Annotated in this window: 8 protein-coding genes and 1 pseudogene; 1 reads left to right on the forward strand and 8 read right to left on the reverse strand. The window is 44.4% G+C overall.

Annotation, left to right across the window (positions count from 1 at the left end; translation table 11 throughout):
* Positions 1-2: 2 nt before the first annotated feature.
* The 5 genes and pseudogenes from PCY09_RS02660 to PCY09_RS02680 all read right to left on the reverse strand — a co-directional run bounded on the left by PCY09_RS02660 (position 3) and on the right by PCY09_RS02680 (position 10,891).
* Positions 3-1,007 (reverse strand): sugar transferase, encoded by a 1,005-nt coding sequence (locus tag PCY09_RS02660; RefSeq protein ID WP_061601929.1) that lies wholly within the window; start codon positions 1,005-1,007, stop codon positions 3-5.
* Between the two features lie 16 nt (positions 1,008-1,023).
* A pseudogene (locus PCY09_RS02665) lies at positions 1,024-3,033 on the reverse strand (SP_1767 family glycosyltransferase); the annotation flags it as partial.
* A 378-nt stretch (positions 3,034-3,411) separates the two neighbouring features.
* Positions 3,412-9,267 (reverse strand): accessory Sec-dependent serine-rich glycoprotein adhesin, encoded by a 5,856-nt coding sequence (locus PCY09_RS02670; protein ID WP_227250339.1) that lies wholly within the window; start codon positions 9,265-9,267, stop codon positions 3,412-3,414.
* 240 nt (positions 9,268-9,507) lie between these two features.
* Entirely contained in the window at positions 9,508-10,038 is a 531-nt protein-coding gene (locus tag PCY09_RS02675) for an ECF transporter S component (protein WP_046165708.1), read from the reverse strand.
* A complete protein-coding gene (locus PCY09_RS02680; protein ID WP_301556692.1) occupies positions 10,028-10,891 on the reverse strand; it encodes a pyridoxamine kinase in 864 nt (287 codons plus the stop codon). Before PCY09_RS02680 ends, PCY09_RS02675 begins: the two co-directional genes overlap by 11 nt.
* A gap of 100 nt (positions 10,892-10,991) precedes the next feature.
* Between PCY09_RS02680 and PCY09_RS02685 the strand changes: the two genes are divergently transcribed.
* Positions 10,992-12,272, forward strand: coding sequence for a PLP-dependent aminotransferase family protein (locus tag PCY09_RS02685; RefSeq protein WP_125396996.1), 1,281 nt, complete (start codon positions 10,992-10,994; stop codon positions 12,270-12,272).
* Between the two features lie 12 nt (positions 12,273-12,284).
* Here the strand turns inward: PCY09_RS02685 and PCY09_RS02690 are convergent, their stop codons facing one another.
* The 3 genes from PCY09_RS02690 to PCY09_RS02700 form a co-directional block, all read right to left on the reverse strand.
* Complete coding sequence (locus PCY09_RS02690) at positions 12,285-14,027, reverse strand: ABC transporter ATP-binding protein (RefSeq protein WP_046165710.1); 1,743 nt, start codon at positions 14,025-14,027, stop codon at positions 12,285-12,287.
* 1 nt (position 14,028) lies between these two features.
* Positions 14,029-15,768: an ABC transporter ATP-binding protein gene (locus PCY09_RS02695; protein ID WP_046165711.1), complete on the reverse strand. Its 1,740-nt coding sequence runs from the start codon at positions 15,766-15,768 to the stop codon at positions 14,029-14,031.
* Positions 15,769-15,858: 90 nt separating this feature from the next.
* Complete coding sequence (locus PCY09_RS02700) at positions 15,859-16,530, reverse strand: MmcQ/YjbR family DNA-binding protein (RefSeq protein WP_061601813.1); 672 nt, start codon at positions 16,528-16,530, stop codon at positions 15,859-15,861.

A 16,530-nucleotide genomic window follows, 5' to 3' on the forward strand; every position in this document is an offset into this window, starting at 1 on the left:
TTTTAGGACAAGACTTCCATCACCGCATCAATTAATACTTTTTTACTGAAATAGCCTTCCTTAAGCAAGAAAGAGAACTTTCTAACCCGCTCGACCATATCCTGATACTCCTCGACAGTCAGATTTTCAACGATCCGACTGGCCTCTTCCAAACTGTCTACGACAAAGCCCAGATCACGCTCGCGAATCAGCTCTGCATTGGACAGGTAAGAAGGGACGATGACCGGAATCCCAGCTGCCAGATAGGTGGCAGACTTATGAGAGATATTGAGACCATAGTATTCCGGCTCGTCTGCTGGATTTTCCTCAACACCCCAGACTAGGCCTAGACCGCCCTTAGACAGCTCCAAGAGCAACTCTGGACGGCTGACCCAGCCGCGATAGCTGACATTGGCCTCTGGATTTGACTCTTCCTCAGGCGAAAAAATCTCTAGCGGCATAGCATAAGACCAGTTGCTCAGATGCGGAAAACGCTCCACACTTCCTGCGAAATACAGCTTAGGCGCAAACTGAGGCTGGTGCAGTGGCAAATCATAGGGATGATCCCACATGCGCTGGATCAAAATCTTGTCCACAGTCAGCCCCTCTGCCAGCAGCTTGTCCCGCATCTGCTCAGAAGGAACGATGACCACATCTGACTGATTGTACATATCGATATACTCCTGCATCAGATAGTAGTTTGACGGGAACATAAGTGGCGGCACATCATGGATAAAGGTAATCAGCTTGGCCTGCAAAATCTTGAGCTTGCTGATAAAGGCTTGATCAAACTCCCGACCATTCCAAGTGGGCGACTGATAGATAACCACATCGCCATAGCCAACACTAGCCATGATACCGTCCAGACGACGACTGAGCTCCGACTGGCTGTCGCTGTAAATATCGTAAAAATAAAAACTCAGTTCATTGAAGCCCAGTTGCTTGGCTAGCTTGGTCACATCATTCTGGGCAATCAAGGCCGTACTCTGGCCAGACATACCGTATAGATTGGTAATATTAACTTTCATATTCTTTTTCTAATCTTCATTCCTGAGCCAGATTGGCAACAATCTGACTGTCATAAGCTTGGTCGTCTCTAAACTCAATATCCTGATCGAAATTGTGCTCAGCTGTATGCTTGTGCGATAGCTTGATCTTGTGACTAGCTCCCATCTGAAACCACTCATACTCTGAGTCAATATGTCCAATATCCAGCGCCCGATAACCTTCCTGAACCAGATCATAGACCAAGACCTTGGCCGTCGGACCAAGCATGATCAAAATCAGACGATTATCCACATGCTCTCGAACAGCCTGCTTGATGGCCTCCAGCTTGCTGTAGGCATTGCGAGAAGGACAGATAATCCGCTTGATGGATTTAGCCCCGTCAAAGAGGTCATTGCCCACACCAGAGCGAGAAGTCAAGCCCTCTACGATCAAGAGGTCCTTGTCCTGCCATACCTTCTTTAACTTTGCAAAATAGCCCGCAGACTGCGTTTTATCTTCCAGATCGATATAAGGCCGGGAAATAAAAGTTGATCCATACCAAGTTGCCCGGCAAATTTCTAGATAATCTGCCAAATGGTGCTGCAGATGAGCTTTCCAAAAATTCTGGGCATCAATGGAATAGCGCTCTAGTCCTGTAAAGACATCGGGCAGACAGACCATCAAACGCTCATCGCTCTCCATAGATATCATCTCTCTCAAGCGTGCTGACAGCTCAGGGTCGTACTCCTGATAAGGGATACCGCGACCCGCAACTAAATCCATCTCCCCATCTCCAAAACGAACCACTGAAGCACCTTTCTCCAAGAGATAATCCAGCGACTGGTCAATAGAGAGTACAGAAATCTGCCGCTCTTCAGGCTCGGCCATGCCTAGCTTCTCAATAGCCTGAACCATGATTTCAGGATTATCAGCTGGAAAGACTTCCTGCCCCTGCTGGCCATGGACTGTGCTGTCAAAGGCAAAGACTGGCTTACCAGCAAACTTAAAGCGAGCAATGATACCACCTACCTCATCACCGGCATTGATATCCAGCAACAGCTGAGACTTGGCTTCCAGCGACTCCAAGAGAGCCGGAATGCCCGCGATATCTGAGCTGACGCTGACATTAGGATACTGGAGCAGACGCGTGATTGGCTCTGCCACCACTACCGGTGCCGCGATGTAAAAATGACAGGTAGGAAGGGCTTGAATCAGATAGTTGATATGCATCAGGTCACAAGAGTAGGTGTAGATTAGGCAGGACAGACTTGGTCCATCTTCACCTTCCACCATCTTTTGAGTCAGGGCTCCGACTGGCTCCTGCATATCCGACCAATCCAGTCCCTGATAGAACCACCAGACCTCACGATAGATGGACTGAGTATACTCTTTCCAAGGCTTGCGCTCGGTCAGATAATGAATCACAGGCGGATAGAGACCTTTTTCAGGCTCATAGTCCGAAAAGGTCGTATGGAGCGTAATGCAGTTATAAGCAAAAGACAACTCCAGCCAGCGGTTTTTAAAGAGCATATTGAGAATACTTTGGTAATCCTGATTGACTTTATCATGTAAGTTATCAGTCATCTCAATCAATTGACCCGCAATATCGTTTTCTCTCCAGTAGTTCACATTAATTAGTAAAACACCTGAATTAAAAATCTGCTCGCCAAAATATACTTCTCCACCCAGATCTCTTACCGCTCCAAGCGGATAGGAACCCAAATCAACTGCAAAAATTTCTGATAAATCACGTGTTACTACAATATCGCAATCCAAATAAAGGGCTTGATCTTCCTCTACAAAAGTAGCCGTAAAATATCTCAAGGAAACTGAATAATGGATATTTGTCTTATATTGACTAATATGACTGCCATCCAGCCGAGCATTGACTATCTGGCAGTCCAGCTTGGCCAGCTTTTTTTTCATGCTGACAAACCACTCTGTTGGAAAGTCACTGTTGATGACATAAAACTTGATAAAGCGGTTGTGGAAGACGATGGACTTAATGGTGGTTAAAACTTGATTACATTCAGAAAAGCTGGCACAAAGAACAACTGCTCGGTATTCATCATAGTTAGCCATACTTTTATTCTCTAACTTATCCACTTAGCAAACTTACTCCCTATACGATTACACCCTAATTAAATCTGAATCTCGAAAATTATTTGTAACTCTTTCACAACTGTAAAATCAAGAAATCATAGAGTTTTCTAGCAAAAATAGAATGAGTTTTTAAATCTAGATTTTACTATATTTTTATGTCCATAATTACTTGCGATTTTCTTGATAATTACTTATCCAATTTTTAGTTGAATACATCAAGTACAAATACATCAAGCTATACTAGATATTATATAAAATATTGCTAGAAAAAGCTAGAATATCAAGGATTTTGATAACAAAATCAAAACAGGAAGTTCAAAAACTTCCTGCTTTAATTAATGTTTAATCCTCTGACTCATTTTTCTTCCTTTTCTTAAACGCCAATCCCAAAGCTCCTAACCCTAAAGCCAAAATGGATGCTTTGCTTTCAGATTCACCTGTTCGAGGAAGTTGTCCTTTAGAAATCCTATCATGCATTGATTGACTTGCTGAAGAAGATTGACTCTCAGACAGGCTCTGGCTAAGCGATTGTGAGGCAGATAAACTTTCAGAAAGGCTTAATGAATTCAATTCGCTTTCATATATACCATTTAGCTGACTGTGTAGTGTTGATGTGCTAACACTTAATGATAGTGACTCACTAACTGACATTGATTCGCTCGCACTTACTGAGGCACTGGTGGACGCGGACGTACTTGCTGAAACAGATGCGCTCGTCGACGCGGATTCGCTGGCTGATACAGATGCACTGGTTGAGGCTGACTCACTCGCACTGACAGACGCACTCGTGGAGGCCGATTCGCTAGCACTTACTGAGGCACTGGTCGATGCGGACTCACTTGCACTTACCGATGCGCTCGTTGAGGCCGATTTGCTGGCACTTACAGATGCGCTCGTCGAAGCGGATTCACTCGCAGATACAGACGCACTCGTCAAAGCTGACTCGCTTGCAGAAACAGACGCACTCGTTGAGGCCGATTCACTCGCAGAAACTGAAGCGCTCGTGGACGCTGATTCACTAGCTGATACTGAGGCACTCGTGGAGGCGGACTCACTAGCACTTACAGATGCACTGGTTGAGGCTGACTCGCTAGCACTTACTGAGGCACTCGTCGATGCGGACTCGCTGGCACTTACTGAGGCACTCGTGGAGGCTGATTCACTTGCAGACACAGAGGCGCTCGTTGACGCGGATTCGCTCGCTGATACAGACGCACTCGTTGAAGCGGACTCACTCGCAGATACAGACGCACTCGTTGAAGCGGACTCGCTTGCAGACACAGAGGCGCTCGTGGAAGCGGATTCACTCGCACTTACTGAAGCGCTCGTCGAAGCGGACTCACTTGCTGAAACAGACGCACTCGTTGAAGCGGACTCGCTTGCAGAAACAGATGCACTCGTGGAGGCTGATTCGCTCGCTGATACAGACGCACTCGTTGACGCTGATTCACTCGCACTTACAGACGCACTCGTCGATGCGGACTCGCTTGCAGATACAGATGCACTCGTGGAGGCCGATTCACTCGCACTTACTGAGGCGCTCGTTGAAGCTGACTCGCTCGCACTTACTGAGGCGCTCGTGGAAGCTGATTCACTCGCACTGACAGACGCACTCGTTGACGCTGACTCGCTGGCACTTACCGATGCACTCGTCGATGCGGACTCGCTTGCACTTACTGAAGCGCTGGTTGACGCGGACTCGCTTGCAGAAACTGACGCACTCGTGGAGGCCGATTCGCTAGCACTTACTGAGGCACTGGTTGAGGCGGACTCACTGGCACTTACAGATGCGCTCGTGGAAGCGGACTCGCTTGCACTTACTGAAGCGCTGGTTGACGCGGACTCGCTGGCAGAAACTGACGCACTCGTTGAGGCTGATTCGCTCGCACTTACTGACGCACTCATCGAAGCTGACTCGCTGGCACTTACAGATGCACTCGTTGAGGCTGATTCACTGGCAGATACTGAAGCGCTCGTGGACGCTGATTCGCTCGCACTTACAGATGCACTCGTCGATGCGGACTCGCTTGCACTTACTGACGCGCTGGTTGACGAGGACTCGCTGGCAGAAACTGACGCACTCGTTGAGGCGGACTCACTCGCACTTACTGACGCACTCGTGGAAGCTGATTCGCTCGCACTTACAGATGCACTCATTGAGGCCGATTCGCTAGCACTTACCGAAGCACTCGTAGACGCGGACTCGCTTGCAGATACTGAAGCGCTCGTTGAAGCGGACTCACTCGCGCTTACAGACGCACTCATCGAAGTTGATTCGCTCGCACTTACTGAGGCACTCGTTGAGGCGGACTCACTCGCACTTACTGACGCACTCGCACTTACCGATGCACTCGTGGAGGCGGACTCACTTGCAGATACAGATGCACTCGTGGAGGCCGATTCGCTCGCACTTACTGAAGCGCTTGTGGACGCGGACTCACTCGCACTGACAGACGCACTCGTGGAGGCTGATTCACTGGCAGATACTGAAGCGCTCGTGGAGGCTGATTCGCTCGCACTTACTGAAGCGCTCGTCGACGCGGACTCACTGGCAGATATAGATGCACTCGTGGAAGCTGACTCACTGGCAGAAACTGACGCACTCGTGGATGCTGACTCACTGGCAGAAACAGATGCACTAGTTGACGCGGACGTGCTTGCACTTACTGAAGCACTTGTGGACGCTGAGGTGCTTGCGGACACTGACGCACTCGTTGAAGCCGAAGTACTTGCACTTACTGACGCACTCGTGGAGGCTGATTCGCTCGCTGATACAGACGCACTCGTTGACGCTGATTCACTCGCACTGACAGACGCACTCGTCGATGCGGACTCGCTTGCAGATACAGATGCACTCGTGGAGGCCGATTCGCTCGCACTTACTGAGGCGCTCGTTGAAGCTGATTCACTCGCACTGACAGACGCACTCGTCGAGGCGGACTCACTGGCACTTACAGACGCACTCGTCGATGCTGATTCGCTGGCACTTACTGAAGCACTTGTGGACGCGGACGTACTTGCTGAAATAGATGCGCTCGTGGAAGCGGACTCGCTGGCAGATACAGATGCACTCGTGGAGGCCGATTCACTCGCACTTACTGAGGCACTCGTGGAAGCGGACGTACTTGCTGAAACAGACGCACTGGTCGACGCGGATTCGCTCGCACTTACTGATGCGCTCGTTGAAGCTGATTCGCTGGCACTTACTGAGGCACTGGTCGATGCGGACTCACTCGCACTTACTGAAGCGCTGGTGGACGCGGACGTACTTGCTGAAACAGACGCACTGGTTGATGCTGATTCGCTCGCACTTACCGATGCGCTCGTTGAGGCTGATTCACTCGCACTTACCGATGCACTCGTGGAAGCTGATTCACTCGCACTTACTGAGGCACTGGTCGATGCGGATTCGCTGGCACTTACTGAGGCACTCGTTGAGGCGGACTCACTGGCAGACATAGAGGCGCTCGTCGATGCGGACTCGCTAGCACTTATTGAGGCACTGGTTGATGCGGACTCACTCGCAGATACTGAAGCGCTCATAGATGCGGACTCACTGGCACTGACAGACGCACTCGTGGAAGCCGATTCACTCGCACTTACTGAGGCACTCGTTGACGCAGACTCACTCGCAGATACTGAGGCACTCGTGGAAGCTGATTCGCTGGCACTTACTGAGGCACTCGTCGAAGCGGACTCGCTCGCACTTACTGAGGCACTCGTTGACGCAGACGTGCTTGCTGATACTGAGGCGCTCGTCGATGCGGATTCGCTCGCACTTACTGAAGCGCTCGTTGAAGCGGACGTTCTTGCACTTACGGACGCACTCGTAGACGCGGACGTACTTGCAGATACAGATGCACTCGTGGAGGCTGATTCGCTCGCACTTACTGAGGCACTCGTAGACGCGGACGTACTTGCAGATACAGATGCACTCGTGGAGGCCGATTCGCTCGCACTTACTGAGGCACTCGTAGACGCGGACGCACTTGCTGAAACAGATGCGCTCGTTGAAGCTGATTCGCTGGCACTTACTGAAGCGCTTGTGGACGCGGACTCACTCGCACTTACCGATGCGCTCGTTGAGGCCGACTCGCTTGCCGATTCAGATGCACTCGTTGAGGCGGACTCACTTGCTGATACAGATGCACTGGTTGAGGCCGATTCGCTGGCACTTACTGAGGCACTCGTTGAGGCGGACTCACTCGCAGATACAGACGCACTCGTGGAAGCCAATTCGCTTGCAGATACTGAGGCGCTCGTTGACGCGGACTCACTGGCACTTACAGACGCACTCGTCGATGCTGATTCGCTGGCACTTACTGAAGCACTTGTGGACGCGGACGTACTTGCTGAAACAGATGCGCTCGTGGAAGCGGACTCGCTTGCAGATACAGATGCACTCGTGGAGGCCGATTCACTCGCACTTACTGACGCACTCGTTGAAGCGGACGTACTTGCTGAAACAGATGCGCTCGTGGAAGCTGATTCGCTGGCACTTACTGAGGCACTCGTCGATGCGGACTCACTCGCAGATACAGACGCACTGGTTGAGGCTGACTCGCTTGCAGATACTGAGGCGCTCGTTGACGCGGACTCGCTCGCACTTACTGACGCACTCGTTGACGCGGACGTACTTGCAGAAACAGATGCGCTCGTTGAGGCGGATTCACTCGCACTTACTGAAGCGCTTGTGGACGAGGACGTACTTGCTGAAACAGACGCACTGGTTGAGGCGGATTCGCTTGCAGATACAGATGCACTGGCTGATTGAGATGCACTTACCGATGAACTCTGCGAAGCGGAATTTGATTTACTAATTTGAAGATCTTTAACTACTCTGTTTGCAGGAATAGTATCTGTAGATCTATCTGGATAAGTAATTGTAACCGTACCATCTTGTGAAACAGTAATCTTAGCAGCTGATGGTAAACTTGGATTTGCGGCCCGGACTGCTGCTGCTACCGCATCTCTTTCGCTCGTTGATAAATTAGAAAGATTATTAACATAAGTAACGGAAGGATCAGCAGGGTCATACTTTTCATTTTGACTTTTGACCGTAAGGACAAATCTTTCGAGTCCATTCCGATTAGCATTATCCACCATTGGAGTGGCATTCCCTGAAGGGTCCCACGCAACTATATAACGAGTATAATAAGATTTTGCATTAACATTTTCATTTAGCGGAACTTCACCAAATATCCTAGTCCGGAGAGGATTTTGTACAGTAGCATTACCAGGCTGACCAAGATTCTCTGTTGAATATTTTACCCAATTAGGAGAAAGGTAAGTACTATTAGCACCACCTTCAACATTTCGGATGACAACTCTATTAACTTGACCACTGTTATCGGTAATCTCAGCATAATATTCAAAAGATTCGCCACGATATACTACATAATATCCAGATTTTACTTGAGGAGCTTCTGTATCATTCTCGACTACAGCACGACGAGTCCGAACACGAGCACTTTGATTCCTTACACTAACTGACTGGTTCGTATTTAAAGAATTATTACTTTCGGATCTAGTACTCTCTGATGTAGAGGTGGTAGATCTATGACTGGCTGAGACCGACTGAGAAGCACTAGCTGACGTACTTGTACTTGCACTCACAGAATCAGACGCACTTGAGGACACTGAAAGAGACTCAGACGCACTTGCAGATTCTGAGCTAGACAGTGATAGACTTGAACTTGATGATAATGATGCTGATACTGAAAACGACTCTGATATAGATAAACTAGTTGAAACAGAAGAGCTCGCTGAAGTGCTTTCACTTGCAGACAAAGTATCTGACAAGGATTCCACTGGATTGGCTTCTGTGGATGACAAAGTAGTTGCTGCTTCTTCGCTTAAAACCGCTTCTCCACGAGTTGCTAAAACATCCCTCGTATCAATCACTTTTTCATGTGCTTGTTCCTCTTCAGCATAAACAGAAGAGCTTGTTACAACCGCTCCACCAAGCACTGCTCCCGTCGCTATAATTCCTTTCAGGTAATTCAGTCCACTTTTTTCTACAGACTGCTCCTCCACTACCTTCACTTCTGTGGAAGAAACATCAGAACCCTTCATTAATCTTAAAAGTCCAAATTGAGATGTAGCCGCACGAAGCCAGTGTTTCCCAGACTTAATCAGTTTAAAACGCGTAACACGTTCAACTTCGTGGTATTGACCCTTTTGACGTTTAAAAAACATGTAATCCCCTCTACTTAATTTAATATCCCAAAAAATTAGTATTTAAAAAAGTATCGTATCTATAGTATCATATTTTCAGTGGAAATAACGGCTTTTCAAGCATTTTTTACGAAAAAAATTGATTATTTTTAAATCCTCAAATACTAAAAAAGACGAGTTTATAAACCGTCTTTAAATATGCATTTTTTTATCACTGATTCTTTCTATTCAAAGCATTTAAACTATGTTTGATATTTAAAATTATTTTCTAATTGTTTCACTAATTTTCTTAAATATTGGATAAAGGATAGGAACAGCTATAACAGTAGCCAAGCTTGAACCAAAAGTTCCAACTATCTTAACAAGAGCTAAATTTAAGGAAGCACCTAAAGTGAGGTTGCCGAGCATTCCAATCAAAGTATATTTGAATAGATTTAATACTATTTTGGTCAAAGCAGCTGCAAAACCAACAATCACTAACCTTTCTCTATTCTCTGGCATTGCTTCATAAACAAAATGAACAACAAGAATAACAACTAATGCTTCCAAGATTGTAATCCAAACTACTGAAGCATAGCCATTTAATATATCAAAGGCTCCCAGACCAACGGTTGCAACCAAAGCACCTTTTCTTACTCCATAAATAAGGGTAGCTACCACAACCAGAGCATTTCCAAAATGAATAAATTGAGGACCAACAGGAATTCTGAAAAACTGAATGCTAAGTGCAATTAGGGCCGAAAAAAGACTCAATTCCACTAGTTCACGGGTAGTAAGTTTATTATTTGTCATTAGAAACCTCCAATAATCTTTTAAATTCTATAAATAAATCTCCCAAATGGGGCTGGTAGTAAACTCCATAACGAAGATCAAAGTGGCAAACCAGTGTCGTCGCTAGACTTTTCTCTATGAAGTTGATAAAAACCGGAAGACACTTTTGCAGGTCAAGCCCCTGTACAAATGCAGCCGCTACCAAACCAGTCAGCATATCCCCCGTTCCGAAAAATTGTTGCTGAAATCTCTTACCTTTATACAGACTAAAGACGCCTTCTGCTTTGTCGAAATAAGCAACACCTATCTGATCGTGACTCAGTGGAAGACCGGTCAATAGAATTTTCTTTGCACCTAATTCGCTCAGACGCTGAGCAAGACTTTTTAAAAATTGCTCTGTCAAATCATTATCTTGATAAGGCAAATCAGCAAGAAAACAAGCTTCTGTTAAATTGGGCAAAATCAAATCTGCTTTTTGACAGAGAGTACGCATGCTAGAAATATAATGATCATCAAAGCTTTTGTATAGCTTACCATTGTCACCCATAATAGGGTCTACAATCAAGGGGATGTTCTCATGCTCCAAAAAATCAATCAGAGACGCTATTTGCTGACTTGATCTAAGATAGCCAGTTACTAATGCAGAAATGCCGATCTCTAAGCTCTGCCATTGCTTTAAAAAAGCCTGCATTCCAACAGTGTAGTCATCAATATAGACTTTAGGAAAACCACCAGTGTGAGATGATAGAAGAACTGTGGGAAGAACAGAGACTTCCAACTGGCATATGGCAAACAATGGCAGGGTTGCCGTCACAGCAACTTTCCCTAAGCCAGAAATATCACTAGCTAAAATAATTCTCTTTGGCTTTGTCATGATCATTCCATTCGTCCCTCTCCGTTTCTACTTTTTTATTGTAAAACACTTTAAAATAAGTTACAATATGGAAAAATAAAATCTGTATGGGGACAGTTGTATGCTTAAGACAAAATATCAAGAAATTTCAGATCATTTGATTGAACAAATCAAGAGTGGACAGCTTAAAAAAGGAGATAAGCTTCCCTCTATTCGGCTTTTGTCTAAAAGTTACCATTGTAGCAAGGATACCGTTCAAAAGGCTCTTCTAGATCTGAGTTATCAGAAGTATATCTATGCCGTCCCAAAAAGTGGTTATTATGTATTGGAGCAAGCTCCAGAAGAAAACAATGATCTAGAGCTTCCCTTAAGAAACGACCGCCATCAAGTCTATGAAGATTTTCGCATCTGTCTCAATGAAACCTTGATTGGGCGTGAGAATTACCTTTTTAACTACTATTCTCAACAAGAAGGGCTAGAAGATTTGAGACAATCTGTCAAAAATCTACTGCTAGAATCAGCTATTTACCCAACCCTAGACAAGATAGCTTTGACATCTGGTACCCAGCAAGCACTCTATATTCTATCTCAAATAGACTTCCCTAATCACGGCGATACTATTTTAGTAGAACAACCAACCTATCACAGAATAAATGATTTGCTCAAGGCTCAAAATTTAAAATATAAGACCATAGAACGAAGTCCAAAAGGAATTGACTTGCTAGAACTAGAAAATATTTTTCGTTCAGGAAACATCAAGTTTTTCTATACCATTCCTCGCTTTCACTATCCCTTAGGCCACACTTACAGTCGTCAGGAGAAGGAAGAAATTCTCCGCCTATCTAAGCTTTATCAGGTCTTTCTTATTGAGGATGATTACCTAGCTGATTTTGACAATAAGTCAGAACTAAGTTTTCATTATCTAGATGATAGCGACTCAGTTATTTATATCAAATCTTTTTCAACCAGTCTTTTCCCTGCTCTTCGAATCACAGCTTTGCTATTGCCTGATAGCGTCAAGAAGCCATTCATCGCTTTCAAAAGCATTTTGGACTATGATAGCAATCTTATCATGCAAAAGGCTCTCTCCCTTTATATCGATAATCAAATGTTTCAGAAAAATAGACAGGCGCTACTGCGTTTACAGGAGGAAGAAAAAGAAAATGCCCAACATTTACTTGAAAAATCAGGTTTGGGACTACCTTACCTACTGACACCGGGAGGTGTTTTATTAGATCTAAAAACACTAACATCCATAAGCTCTCTTAAACACAGTGGTCTCCCGCTTGACTTCTTTGAGTCTGCTTATATTGATCCTTGCCCTTATCGCTATGTCAAAATTCGATACCAAGACCTAGAAGCCTCTATAGAGGGACTAAAAAAATATGTAAAAAAGGCTTAGGAAAATTCATTCCTAAGCTTTTTCCAGCATTCCTGCCTGAAGTTGATACATTTTCTTGTAGGTGCCATTTTGAGCTAGGAGCTCTTCGTGACTGCCAGATTCGATGATCTGCCCCTTATCTAGCACGTAAATACAGTTGGCATCCTGAATGGTAGAGAGGCGATGGGCGATGGCAATCGTCGTTCTGCCTTGTCGCATTTTTTTCAGTGAGGCTTGGATCAACTCCTCTGTCTCTGAGTCAATATTGGCAGTAGCCTCGTCTAAAATCAAAATCTTAGGCTTGGTCGCTACTGTCCTAGCAAAGGCTAAGAGCTGGCGCTGACCACTAGAAAATGCAGCTCCTCGCTCTGTTACTGGTGCATCATAAGTCAATGGCAGTTGATGAATAAAGTCATGAGCATCAACAAACTTAGCAGCCTCTTCAATGTCCTGTTGACTAAGTCCTTCTTGGTACATCTTAATATTGCTAGCAACTGTCCCATGGTAAAGGAAGGGATCCTGAAGGACCAGTCCAATATGTCTCCTAAGCTCTGATTGACTATAGTCTTTTATATCGTGTCCGTCAATCAGTATTTGTCCTCTTTCAAACTCATAAAAGCGTAAAAAGAGGTTGATGATGGATGATTTTCCCGATCCAGTAGATCCAACAAAAGCGATCGTTTCACCTTGCTTGACCTTGAAAGAAATATGTTTCAAAATATCTCTTTTGCCGTCATAAGAAAAACTAACGTCTTTGAACTCTATATCGCCTTCTTGGATTTTCAAGTCTTTATTTTTTTGGATTGGTTCATAGTCTCTCCTATCAATGACTTCAAAGACACGCTCAGCAGAGATCATAGAAGTCTGAAGAACTGAGTAGTTTTGCATGACTTCAATCAAAGGATTAAAGAGCTGGTTGGCATACTGGATAAAGGCATACATAATCCCTGCTGTAATCCTAGCACTTTGCCAAGTCAGACCGAAATAAGTCAGAATAACGCCATAGGCCAGAATTTTCAAAAGAGACATAGCTGGACGTAAAAGCAGACTGTTGATATCCAGATAGCGATTAGTGTAGTTTAGGTGCTCCTGATTGATTGCTTCAAATTCATCAATCAAGCGCTTTTCCTGACCAAAGGCTTGGACGATTCTCATTCCTTCAATAGTCTCGGAAAGTTTTACGTTTAAATCACTCAACTTACTACGGACTTGCTTGAGCAAGCCAGTAGATAGTTTTTGATAAAGCAAGATTGAGGCCAGCATGATTGGTAGAAATAAAAGTATTAAAAGAGCCAGACGCCAATCCAGAGCAAACATAGTTGCAGCAGTTACCACTAAAATGAAGATTGAACTTAAAAAGCTTGAGAAAATACTACTAAACATATCAGCCACTGCTTGAGTATCATTGGTCAGACGAGAAACGATGGCTCCAGCAGGTGTTTGGTCAAAATAGGCCATTCGTAGCTTTTGAATATTGGCAAAGGCTTCTTGACGTAAGTCACGAACAATACTGTGGGCTACTTTAGCAAATGAATACTGCCCTAAAAATGTCAAAAGCACGCGCAGTATAAATAAGGCATAGTAAATAGCCAAGAGATAAAAACCAGCAGCCGCCTGTCCAGAACTAATGAACTGATCAATATAAGTTCTAGCCAAAAGTGGTAGAGCAGTTGTAACTAAAGTGGTTAGAAAAACAAAAGCAAATGCTGACAGTGTAAGCCATTTATAAGCAAGCATATAGCTTAGAAGTCGTTGAAAAGTTGATTTTTTTTTCATATTAGACCTCCTCTAAGCTTTCAGCCAATTGTTGATTTTGATAAGTGGTGGCATACCAGCCGTCTTGTGTCAGAAGTTCCTGATGACTACCACTCTCAATAATCCGTCCCTGATCTAAAACTAGGATCAAGTCTGCATGCACTACTGCTGATAAGCGATGGGCAGTGATCAAAGTAGTCTTACCAGATCGCTCCCTCTTGAGATTATCTAAAATCAAGTGCTCGGTCTTGGCATCAACAGCAGATAAAGAATCATCCAAGATTAAGATATCGGGATTAAGAATCAAAGCACGACACATGGCCAAGCGTTGCTTTTGTCCACCAGATAAGGATACACCACGCTCCCCAACCAAAGTATCAAATCTATCGGGCATTTGCATGATGTCTTCATAAATTCCGCAAAGTTTAGTAACGGCGATAACGTCCTCATCAGAAAGACTTGGATTACCAAATCGAATATTATCACGAATCGATGTAGCAAACAAGATTTGATCTTGAGGCACATAACCAATCAAGCTTCGCAAAGCAGAAAGGCTGTAATCTCTTATGTCATGTCCAGCCAGGCAAATATTCCCATCTTGTATATCTTGTTCTCGAAGCAAAAGACGAAGCAAGGTCGTTTTTCCAGAGCCTGTAACACCAACAATTCCTAAGGTCTGACCCTGATCAATTGAAAAATGAATATCCCTGAGAGTTGGTCGATCATCATATGCAAATTTTTGAATAGAGTAATCCAGACGACCATTTTTAATGTCCTTAATGGGCGAAGCTACTTCTGTCACATCACTTTCTTGGGCTAGCAAGCTTTCAATTCGCTCATAAGACACAGTTCCTCGCTGACTAATATTAAAGAGATAGCCCATAGCTTGAAGGGGCCAGACCAACATATCTAGATAGGTGATAAAGGTGACCAACTCTCCCACCGTCAACTGATCTTGACTAATGAAAAGACCACCAAAAATCAAGGTTAAAAGATAGGACAGACCGACAAAAATCAGAACCATAGGATCAAAAAGGGCATTGTACTTAGCTGCAAGGATATTTTTCTTAAAAACATCTTGGTTAATCCTTGCAAAAGCAGCTGTCTCTGCATCTTGATAACCAAAGGACTTGGTCACCTTGATACCTGAGAAACTTTCTTGGACCTTATTGTTCAAATCAGAAAAAGCTTCTTGTGCTGCCTTAAAACTTTCATGATTTTTTCGACCGATCAGACTGGTTCCCCAGGCCATAAAAGGCAAGGGTAAAATGGCAATCAGAGTCAGTCTCCAGTCCAAGACGAAAAACATGGTAAGAACAGTCACAAGAGCTGTGATTGAAGCGTCTACAGCTGACATGACTCCTCCACCAGCAACCCCAACAACAGCATTGATATCATTGGTAGCATGAGCCATCAAATCACCTGTCCGATAAGTTTGATAAAAGGAAGGAGACATATGAGTAAAATGCTCAAAGAGACGGTATCGTAAGATTCTACCCAGACGATTGGCTGTCCCCAAAATATACTTACGCCAGACAAAACGCAAAGCATACATGGCCAAGGCTGACAAAACCAAAATAAAAAGTTGATAGGCTAATTCCAGATTCGTCAAATCTTTACTGGCAATCTGGTCAATCACTTCTCCAATCACACGAGGTGGAAGCAAGTTTAAAAGGCTGACCAAAGACAAGGCTAAAATACCAGTAATATAGGGCCACTTTTCTAATTTAAAAAACCAAGATAATTTCTTTAATAACTTCATACTTATCCTTATTTCTAATCTTCAAATACTATTCATTATACACTCATTTTTTGATTATTGACAGCGAAAAAGGCTGGAAAACTCAGCCTCTTATTTTTTCTTTGTTAAAAGAAAGCTCTCTTCTAAAAGAGAGAATAATTCTTGATCCGTTAGAGTATCGTCTAGCGGGAGACTCAGCCAATATTTTTTATTCATATGAAAGGCTGGGTAGATTCCTTTTTCTTGGACTCGTTCTGAGACCTGATTGTTCTTGACATTAAGAACCTCAATTGCTCCGCTTCGTCCTGAATCAAACTTAGACCAGTCAGTCGTTAGAAAGGCTCCATACCACTTCTTTGTACCTTCATGGCGAAATACAGCTGCCTGGGTAGAACTTTTTCTTGAAGACTTAGCCCAAAGGTACTCTAAACTTCCCTGATAACGCTCAGAAACGTGAGCTACCAAGCGCTGACTTTGTTCATAAAGGAAACCAATTTCATCAAAACAATGGCGACGAATATCTAAGAGAAGGTCCAAACAAGCTTGACGCACCTGGCCGACAAACTCGCCTGTCATAGATTCCATGTGAACCTGCCTATACTCATCCCCTGTCTCACAATCAAACAGCTGAAAACTGACACTACTATCTTCAACATTGATCACCATCTGAAAATCTCCAGACATGACTTTTCTTGATATCTGATAGATGCCTTCCTTTTCTAAAAAACCATACTTAACTAGCTTATCATAGTTAGCTTTATACTTTTCGAATAGTTCAAACAT

This window comes from Streptococcus sp. SG2 (genome assembly GCF_030439925.1).
GTDB lineage: Bacteria > Bacillota > Bacilli > Lactobacillales > Streptococcaceae > Streptococcus > Streptococcus gordonii.